Consider the following 8,294-nt stretch of genomic DNA (forward strand, 5'->3'; position numbering starts at 1 on the left):
ATTGTGGCGGCGCCGACGGCGGCACGGCTGCCGACCTATCCGTCATTGCGGCTCGATGGACACGATTTCCTGCGCTGTCACCTGCGACAGCCGCTGGCGCTTTGTCAGGATCGGCTTCTCGTAGGTCTTCTTCATCGTCTCTCCCTTTGCTCTTATATTAGCAAGCGCAGATTGACGGGTGTTTCGCCGCATTGTCAATGTTGGCGCCAGAATGAGCGGTCCGCCACCATGTTTCCCTGCGCTGTTGACAGGTCTTCGCGGCGCGAACCGACGGTATCCTTAGTTAGCAACCAACGGCACGGTGACGGTTGTCGAGTAATTGATGGGATACTGGTCGAAATACGGGAAGGCGATGACGAAGGCATAGCTGGCGGTCAGATGCGCCATCTTGAAGCCGCCGCTGGCAGGGTCGATGGCGATCGTCACAACGACGTTCTGCAGACCCAGATTCGACAACTTCTGTGTAGCGATGGCCTGGATGTCGCTCTGCGAAAGCGTGTTGTTCAGCTGCAGCGCCCGAGACGAGGTCTCCAGCGTATAGCGGACGGTCGACACGGCATTCATGGCCCAGCCGAAGCCGAAGATTCCGAACAAGAGCATGACCAGGACAGGCGCGATCAAGGCGAATTCCAGCCCTGCTGCGCCGGAGCGGTCACGGCGCCATCTGGCCCCGATGCTTTCAGCGGACACGGATCACCTGCTGATGACTGATCACGCGCGGATCCGGGAAGAAACCGAAGTTGAACGGAGGCACCCAGGTGCCTGTCGCGCTTATCTGGACGAAGACGGTCGGCAGCTTCGTTCCGCCGCAGATGGTGGTCGCAGTCACAACCGTGGTGCCGCACAAATAGGAGCGGACCAGCACGACCGATGCGTCCTCGGGCTTGTTGTTCCAGCTCGAAAGCGCGACCGCCTGCGTCCCTGTGTCATTGGACGCGCCGGCCATCACGAGATTGGCCGCGGTTTTGACGCCGGAGCGCATCTGCAGGTAACTCGTCACATAGGACCAGCCGTCGGCGATGCCGAAGCAGACGAAGCACAGGACGGGCAGCACCATGGCAAATTCCACGGCCGCTATCCCGGATTTGTCCCTGACAATGCGCAAGGTCCGCCCGCCCATCCCCGCTACTCGACGAGTTGAACGGACTGCGTCGCCGGAATGTCTTTCATTCCGAGGCTGGTGCAGTCCTGCTTGATGGTCGTACTGCCGGACCATTGGATGGTGTCAGCGACGACCTGGGTACAGCCGCCGCTCCCCGAGAAATTGCCGAGGTAGTTGACCTGTTGCCTGGGAAAATAGATGGCGCCTGTCAGAAGCGAGTCCGCGGTGCCGTTGAAGGTGCTCTGCGCCGCAGTCCCGGTCCTGTCGCCATAAAACAGCACGCCGGAATAGGTTCCGGAGGTCGGCGCACTCAGCGTCACCGTGGCGTTGCCGTTCATGCTGATGGTGTTGCTGCCTGCCATGAAGATGGTTACCCCGCTGCCCGCGACGACTGCGTTGGCGTTGACCTTCAGAGCGCCCTGTACGACGTACACGCCAGGCTGCAGAGTGACATTGCCCTTGAGATCCATTCCGCTGCAATAGGTGCCGGGCTGGAGCGTTTGCGCGTTCTTGTTGCCGTTAACGTTCTTGCACGGGTTGCCGGCCGCAGGCGTCGCCAGGTTGACGAAAGGATCGGCTGCGGGCAAGGCCTGGGTGATGTTGGATTTGCAGACCGTGGTTGGTGGAACGTTCAGCACCATGCCGCCGACCGTTATCAGGCAGTCGGCCTTTACCGTCGCCGATCCCTGCGCCTTGATGGCGTCCGAGGCGATCGAGTCCGCCATGACCGAGCAGCCGGTGAGGTTGACGGTGGTGTTGCCGGAAAAGAGCGCAGCCTGGGCGGCCGAAGGGCTGAGCGCCAGCACGCAGGCTTTCGAGGCATCGGTGATGAGCGCCACGGCCCTCGCCTGTTCCGGAACCGGCGTGCTGTTGAAGATCGCCGTGAAGTAGCGATCGAGGTTCTGCTTGACGATGACTTCCACCGCCTTCTTCGCGGTGTTCGGTCCGGACAATGGCGGCGTGTTGACCTCGATCGTGCCCGGCGTTGCAAAATTGTTCGATGTCGCCGACTGCGTGGCGGCGGCGATGATGGTCGGGTTGTCGGAACCCGCGATTTTCTCGAGCGCACCGGCATAGGCCGCGGCGTCGGCGACGGCCTGCAGCTTAAGGCTGCTGTAATACCAGAAGGATGTCTCGACACCGAGGCCGGCGCCACCGACCACAACCGGCAAGGTGAAGGCAAAGGTGACAGCAACGTTACCGCTCGCGGCGCGCCTTAAGCGCCCCGAGACACGCCTGATCTGGCTGAACGCATTGAATGCCATAGGTTATTAGAGATCATGAATAGATAAACGAATGACTAAAAACTCCATTCCTATTCGACGCAGTCCGACGGTTAGGCGCAATTGCTGCGACCGCGCATCATGCCGCTATAAGCAGCGAGCGAAAGGCAAATGGTTGCGAAGTGCGTAGCAAACGGCTCTTCCAAAAGCTTTTGGAAATCCGCAAAAGCACAATGATTGCAACTCGTTGGAGGGGGGTGGCCGAGCGGTTTAAGGCACAGGTCCCGAAACGTGGCGAACGCCATCCCGACCGATCTTTGAGGGTCCCGAATAGCCCGGTTTCCGGGCTTTTTCTTTGCCCTTACACGCGCGCTGTCCTGCCCAGTCCCTGCCCTTCCCTTGGCGTCAGGTGCCAATTGCGGTGCCAATCCTTTCCTGCGACTATCGGGAAGGGTGTGAAGGGTGGTGCTATGTGGTTGAATCTCACGAGAACCAATGGCAGGCGAGTCCTGGTCAACAGTGATCAGATCTACAGGATTGAGCCTCGCACGGCCGGCGCCGGGGCGACGCTCCACTTCGCGGTCGCGCCAGATGCCGGGACAAGGAAGTCGGTCGTTGTGACGGAGACGTTTGAAATCGTCGCTGCCATGCTGTTCAGCAGGCTGAATGGGCAAGCCGCCACAGCGGAAAAAGTGCCAAGTTTGAAACTTTCAGCGCCGCCAAAATGAAAACCCTATATGCAGGTGCGCTTCAATTTGAAGCCCGCCACCGTGAGGCAGCGGGCCTTACAACCTTTTGGGGATCAGCAGTGGTCGGGTCGCTCGTCGTCGCCTTCGTCTAGCGGCTCGCCCTCTCGCCCTGCCCTCGCGTCTGGTGGTCGAACTCCGCCCGCGCCGGCCATGCGAACCCGTCTGCCAAGCTGAACATTTATGCGCACGTGTTGCCAGGACAGCAGGAAGGCGCCGCCGCGGTGGTTGACGCGGCCCTCAATGCCGCTTTACAGGAATGAAGCGCGAACCGGTCGGGAACGCCTTCGGTGCCTATCCGGTGCCGGCCGCTCAAAGTCGACCGATAGCGATGATCCTAAGTGACTGAAAAATCACGACGGAGGGATGGCCGAGCGGTTTAAGGCACCGGTCTTGAAATTCGGTTGCTGGCATCCCTACCCTTCCCGGTTGATACCGTCAAATCCTTGTCTATCAACGTGTTGCGTCGCTTGGGGTGCCCATTGTGCTCGGCTGTCCCGTCTCATACCGTAGCGTTGCGTTGCAAAAAGCGTAGCAGCCAGTTCACGTGGCGTTCTTTGGAGTTGCCGGCAGCTTTACGGCGCGATTTCCAGTTTTTTGTTTGAGAACAGTGAGGCCGATTGACCAGGATCTGCACACGCTTAGAGAATGAAAAGCTAGGCCTTACCCGACGGTCCCGCGGCAAGCCCATGCGACCGAAACGAACGAACGGGGACCATCGGGGCGACCTGCTTCGTAAGCATCACGAACGGCAGCGTCTGCTTTGGCTCGCATCGCCGGATCCAGACCCGCTGCATACTTTCCAAGTGGCCCCTCTCCCGATGTGATCGGACCCCAATAGTCATCGAACGAAGAATAATCCATCCGGATCAAAAGCTGGGTTTCCTCCACATCGTGGAGTCCCTGGCTGATGAAGCTTTGCTTCATTTCATTCGGCTGCATCATGGGCTGGAAACAGTACCGGCTTCGGAGTGTCCGTGCGTTCTCATCAATAACCGCGAGCGTGTCCAACATCATGCGCATAACCGGCATGCCGCCGAGATGGTCCCACACCGCGGCGGCGACGACGCCCCCTGGCCGGACCACCCGCCGCATCTCTCCGATCGCGCGACCTGCTTCGGGAACGAAATGCAAAACAAGCAGCGCTAGAGCTCGATCGAAGTATGCGCCGGGAAACGATAGCGATGTCGCATCGCCCTGCTGGATGTGGATCCGCGGGTCTGTGTTGAGCCGGTTAGCCTCTTCCACGAAAACCGGCGAGAAATCTATCGCTGCAACTTCGCGCACATTTGCCGCTTTCGGCAGCGCGAACGTCAGACTGCCCGTGCCACATCCAACGTCCAGAATCCGTTCACCGTCGGACAATCCGGCAAAATTGATGAACAGAGGTGCCAGCTGTTTGCTCCACCGGCCCATCAGCTGCTCATAGCCAGCGGCTTTTCCGACATTGAATGTGGACGTCAAGGAAGCCTCCAAGCGTGTTGAATGGGTCTCGGTTACACCAAGATTATTGGACGGGCACACCCTTGTCCAAATGGATTGCCTTCGGCCGACACATTCTGCACTCAATAGCGGGCTCGCCCACCCGACATTGCCGCCCATTCACAGCGGCGGGCCGTCCCCAAAAGATCAACGGGACTTGCTGGGGTGTGGGTTGAACCCCTGCCGAGTTAGTCCAGTGCAATCGCGGTGCCAAATATTGTGACCCGTAATGAGGCATTGCTGAAGCTGTCCTTGCGCTTGCGGTGTTGATAGTCCGGTTGCGTACCTAAGCCCGGTCTAATATCACAGGCCTCACAACAGGGGCCATCACATGACGGACGACCACGATCACCATCACCACAACCACGCAGCCGAACTTGCCGAACTGACAGCGGAAGTCGTTTCTGCCTACGTTAGCAACAACCCCCTGCCGGCGGCCAGCTTGCCCGAACTTATTGCATCTGTGCACGCTTCATTGTCGGGGACACGCGGTGGATTTGCACCGCCTGCAGAGCCTCAGGAACCCGCGGTCAATCCCAAACGATCGGTGCACGCGGATCACATCGTCTGCCTCGAGGATGGCAAAAAGTTCAAATCACTCCGGCGCCATTTGATGACCGAGCACGGCATGACGCCAGATGCCTACCGCGCTAAATGGGATCTGTCTGGCAGTTACCCCATGACAGCGCCTAGCTATTCTGCCACGCGATCGGAATTGGCGAAGGCCGCGGGGCTCGGTCAAAGACCGGCTCTTAAAGAGAAGGCTCCGGCAAAGCGCAAGGCGAAGGCTTAGCGCGGCGGCTGCATAAGTCGACATGACGCTACTTCAAGAATCAGCTAGCGCCTGTGTCGCGGCGGACCTGTTCCGTCTGGCCTGCGCCATTTCAGGCAACCTCCAGCGAGCGGCGGCGGCTATTTTCCTTTGCTGAAATAATGAAGCGCTCCCTTGCGGGGGCGAAGCTTGCACGCTGCCCCACGATGCGGGCTTTTTCAGTCTTTGGGAACGGTCTTGGCGTCTGGCATGATTTCGATGCGTAGCGGAAGCCTGCCGGGCAGCCAACCGGCAAGTGCTCGCCCCCTAGAGTCATCTTCTGCAGGCCAAAACGCGGCGAAAATATCCTGAATCGTGCTCGTCGGCGCGAACGCGGCCGACTTCATGACCTCGTTCTCGGTGCCATTGTAATAGGCAACCGCGATGAATGATGTGGCCCGGTTGGAATTCTTGTCCATTCGAATCTCCTTTGACCCTCCACAGTAGGGCAGAGGGAGATTCGGTGGCGACCTCTATCTAGCCAATCCCCATTATCCCCAAGATCCGCCCCGGCTTGCGTTCGCGCTCAACCGGCGCGATGCTAATTCTTGGGGGATGCAGCAATGGGCTTTCTTATATTTTGGGTGGGTTTTTCTGTCGTTGTCGGCATTGCCGCTAGCAAAAGAAATCGCAGCGGCGCACTCTGGTTCATTCTTTCGTTAATATTTTCTCCGTTGCTGGCAGGCCTCTTCGTGCTTGCCCTTGGGGATAGTAAGCCGCCAAGCCGATACTACCCGGGCCAGTTCGTCGAGGCTGAGCCCTGCCCAACGACCTTTGGCCCGATACTTGAGAAGAAATGCCCGGACTGCGCCGAGATGGTGAAGGCCGATGCGCGGATATGCCGGTTCTGCCGGCATGAGTTTTGAGAAAGAGACTTTGCCATGGTTGATGATGTCTATGTGCAAGCCTACCGGGACGGCGGCTTGAAGGCCGTCAACGATCTCCTCAAGGAGCATTTCCCTGCCGACCGCGACCGGGTGATGGTCATGGAAGGTCTTGAGGACACCGGCTATTGGGCGATCACCTGGCATGAGAAGAAACATCCGGACGGCGGAATGTACCGCGATTTCGGAAGTGTGAAGTCGTACCTTGGCGACGAGGAGGACGAGCTGTGATGACCGACGGCAAGAAAGAGCAAATCAAAATGCGAGCGACGTTCGCGAATGGGATTGGCCTCGCGATTGTGGCAGCGGGTGGACTTGCCCCTATGATCGCTCTTATGACGCAGCATTTGAGCCCATCCAGCATCCCGAAAGGCTTTGCAATATTCGCCGGCGCTCTGGTAGCTGGCACGATATTCCATTGGAGGACGATTGCCATACTCGCTTCTCTCGACAACGAGGGAAAAGCGGAGAACGAGCTGAATCAAGCGATCGCCGTCCTAGTTGGGCTTTTAGCCTTAGGTTGTGTGGTGTTCTACGCATTGATCAAGTGACGGTGTCTGGCGTCACGCTCTACATCGCCGCAATCACCGCTTCGATGCTCGCTGGCGCCGTCTGTCGATATCGGCAGCCGCGACATGGTCGGAGCCGTCGCTTGCCTCCTGCTGGCCGCACTGGGTGCTTTTGCGCTGTTGCGCTACGCCTCTTTCACCTTCGGCGTGATCTCCTCAATCCGCGCCTTGTCGCCGATCTCCTTGGCCATCTCCAGCGATCTAGTGGCGACTTTCACCGGCGGGGAGCGGTGAAGCGGTCGGAGTCGGCAATCTGCAACATGTTAAGTGGGTCCGAATCGTACTTGGCGCCGAACCAGTCATGATACACAATGCGGATCGGAAACATCGCCTGCGGTTTCCAGAAGCTTTGCTCCGGATTCATGTGCGTCATCCCAAATGAGCATGACGTCTTGTCGCCGTTTTGGAGGAGCGGAATTTCCGTTGACTCATGGAAACACGCCAGCCACCGATTTTGGTTATCCTCACTGGCCCCCGCTCCAAGCGCCGCTTTGAGCCCCGCCCGATCGTACACGATCAGGCGGATATTTGTCGCGGGGATTGATCCGGAATTCAGCACGACGAGCTTATAGGCGATCTCATTGTTCCCGCCGCTATGAGTTTTGACTGTAGCCGTTACGATCGGGCGAAACTGGCGCTTCCAAAAGTAGAAGGACATACCGAGAGCAAGCAGAGATATGGCCAATGCAGCAAGCGCTATTAAGGTGTCCAAGTTCGTTCTCCGTATTTGGCTCGCCGCCTAACGGTGGCGGGCCTCTTCAAGGCGGAAACACACTTGATTCTTGAACAATCCTGGTCACCTCTCCCTGGCGAACCATGGGCTTTGAGCCTTTCCCCTGAAGCGGACCGCAACCGATGGAGAGTGCAAGGCCGAATCCGGAATGCAAGATGGTCCAATGAGGTAGGTTGCAGGCCTCCTGGGGCGATGACCATTATGCGCAATCGCTAAATTACGGAACGTCCAATGGACATTGCCGGAACCGAACAGGGCCGATTAGACCTTTGCATTAGTAAGTCTGAGCCCTTGGTCCCCATCAATTTGAGGTAGGAGCGCCGGGCCATAGAATGCTTCCTTGATCATTTTTTGCGGCCGGCGGTCGCGGCCTGCAGCAGTGCAATCGGAAAGAAGCCGTAGGGCATTAGCTGCCAAGGGCTTTCCACCGTTTGGTTGCGCCGTTCGTTCATTTGGTGGTGTTCCGCCCATATTAGCGGGCGCGTATATCTCCCATCAGCCGGCGCCGCTATCTTGATGCCCCTGCCGGTTAGGCCCGGTGCTTACTGGCCTACCCGCCCCGAGTGCCGGGCCGCTTTTTCCGATAAGTGCCTCAAGTTCGCCAAGCGTAAATTCAATCAGGTATCGGTATTTTGAATCATCCGAGTAAATGCCCTCGGCTTCAATCGATATCACCGGGCCGCCTGTTCGAGATTTGACATCGCCATCAATCAACGGTCGATCGAAGATGGTTCGAGAAGTTCC

General features: G+C 58.3%; 12 protein-coding genes. 5 read left to right on the forward strand and 7 right to left on the reverse strand.

The genetic code is table 11. From position 1 onward, the window contains the following. Window positions 1–279: 279 nt before the first annotated feature. From AC1DYJ_RS31040 to AC1DYJ_RS31055, 4 genes are all read right to left on the reverse strand, one after another. A complete protein-coding gene (locus AC1DYJ_RS31040) occupies window positions 280–690 on the reverse strand; it encodes a TadE/TadG family type IV pilus assembly protein (protein WP_477281657.1) in 411 nt (136 codons plus the stop codon). Continuing rightward, window positions 680–1,069 carry a TadE/TadG family type IV pilus assembly protein gene (locus AC1DYJ_RS31045; protein ID WP_477426360.1) on the reverse strand — a complete coding sequence of 130 codons (390 nt, stop codon included), beginning with the start codon at window positions 1,067–1,069 and terminating at the stop codon, window positions 680–682. The genes AC1DYJ_RS31040 and AC1DYJ_RS31045 overlap by 11 nt, the downstream gene beginning before the upstream one ends. A 56-nt stretch (window positions 1,070–1,125) precedes the next feature. After that, window positions 1,126–2,367 (reverse strand): pilus assembly protein TadG-related protein, encoded by a 1,242-nt coding sequence (locus AC1DYJ_RS31050; RefSeq protein WP_477281661.1) that lies wholly within the window; start codon window positions 2,365–2,367, stop codon window positions 1,126–1,128. Window positions 2,368–3,734: 1,367 nt separating this feature from the next. After that, window positions 3,735–4,535, reverse strand: a complete 801-nt coding sequence (locus tag AC1DYJ_RS31055; RefSeq protein ID WP_477281663.1) for a class I SAM-dependent methyltransferase — start codon at window positions 4,533–4,535, stop codon at window positions 3,735–3,737. Between the two features lie 349 nt (window positions 4,536–4,884). On the opposite strand from AC1DYJ_RS31055, the gene AC1DYJ_RS31060 reads away from it, so the two are divergent. Beyond that, a complete protein-coding gene (locus AC1DYJ_RS31060; RefSeq protein WP_477281665.1) occupies window positions 4,885–5,346 on the forward strand; it encodes a Ros/MucR family transcriptional regulator in 462 nt (153 codons plus the stop codon). Between the two features lie 197 nt (window positions 5,347–5,543). Here AC1DYJ_RS31060 and AC1DYJ_RS31065 read toward each other — a convergent pair whose 3' ends face one another. Beyond that, a complete protein-coding gene (locus AC1DYJ_RS31065) occupies window positions 5,544–5,783 on the reverse strand; it encodes a hypothetical protein (RefSeq protein WP_477281667.1) in 240 nt (79 codons plus the stop codon). A 144-nt stretch (window positions 5,784–5,927) separates the two neighbouring features. Here AC1DYJ_RS31065 and AC1DYJ_RS31070 point away from each other — a divergent pair, with 144 nt between their 5' ends. The 4 genes from AC1DYJ_RS31070 to AC1DYJ_RS31085 all read left to right on the forward strand — a co-directional run bounded on the left by AC1DYJ_RS31070 (window position 5,928) and on the right by AC1DYJ_RS31085 (window position 7,051). Next, window positions 5,928–6,230 (forward strand): hypothetical protein, encoded by a 303-nt coding sequence (locus AC1DYJ_RS31070; protein WP_477281669.1) that lies wholly within the window; start codon window positions 5,928–5,930, stop codon window positions 6,228–6,230. Between the two features lie 15 nt (window positions 6,231–6,245). Then, the gene (locus AC1DYJ_RS31075) at window positions 6,246–6,479 is read left to right on the forward strand and encodes a hypothetical protein (RefSeq protein WP_477281671.1); all 234 of its coding nucleotides are present in this window, start codon (window positions 6,246–6,248) and stop codon (window positions 6,477–6,479) included. After that, window positions 6,479–6,799, forward strand: a complete 321-nt coding sequence (locus tag AC1DYJ_RS31080; protein WP_477281673.1) for a hypothetical protein — start codon at window positions 6,479–6,481, stop codon at window positions 6,797–6,799. Before AC1DYJ_RS31075 ends, AC1DYJ_RS31080 begins: the two co-directional genes overlap by 1 nt. A gap of 84 nt (window positions 6,800–6,883) precedes the next feature. After that, window positions 6,884–7,051, forward strand: coding sequence for a hypothetical protein (locus tag AC1DYJ_RS31085; protein ID WP_477281675.1), 168 nt, complete (start codon window positions 6,884–6,886; stop codon window positions 7,049–7,051). On the opposite strand, the gene AC1DYJ_RS31090 is transcribed toward AC1DYJ_RS31085, so the two are convergent. Beyond that, window positions 7,032–7,529, reverse strand: coding sequence for a hypothetical protein (locus AC1DYJ_RS31090; RefSeq protein ID WP_477281677.1), 498 nt, complete (start codon window positions 7,527–7,529; stop codon window positions 7,032–7,034). The two genes, AC1DYJ_RS31085 and AC1DYJ_RS31090, sit on opposite strands and share 20 nt — an antisense overlap. A 516-nt stretch (window positions 7,530–8,045) precedes the next feature. Continuing rightward, the coding region (locus AC1DYJ_RS31095) for a hypothetical protein (protein ID WP_477426362.1) at window positions 8,046–8,294 on the reverse strand (249 nt) is incomplete at its 5' end.

The sequence above is a fragment of the Mesorhizobium sp. P2_B11 genome, assembly GCF_056404855.1.

Excerpts from the sequence above, each read along its gene's own strand:
- AC1DYJ_RS31085 (WP_477281675.1), top strand. The coding sequence starts at position 6,884 with ATGGTCGGAGCCGTCGCTTGCCTCCTGCTGGCCGCACTGGGTGCTTTT.
- AC1DYJ_RS31050 (WP_477281661.1), bottom strand. The coding sequence starts at position 2,367 with ATGGCATTCAATGCGTTCAGCCAGATCAGGCGTGTCTCGGGGCGCTTA.
- AC1DYJ_RS31065 (WP_477281667.1), bottom strand. The coding sequence starts at position 5,783 with ATGGACAAGAATTCCAACCGGGCCACATCATTCATCGCGGTTGCCTAT.
- AC1DYJ_RS31060 (WP_477281665.1), top strand. The coding sequence starts at position 4,885 with ATGACGGACGACCACGATCACCATCACCACAACCACGCAGCCGAACTT.
- AC1DYJ_RS31080 (WP_477281673.1), top strand. The coding sequence starts at position 6,479 with ATGACCGACGGCAAGAAAGAGCAAATCAAAATGCGAGCGACGTTCGCG.
- AC1DYJ_RS31070 (WP_477281669.1), top strand. The coding sequence starts at position 5,928 with ATGGGCTTTCTTATATTTTGGGTGGGTTTTTCTGTCGTTGTCGGCATT.
- AC1DYJ_RS31075 (WP_477281671.1), top strand. The coding sequence starts at position 6,246 with ATGGTTGATGATGTCTATGTGCAAGCCTACCGGGACGGCGGCTTGAAG.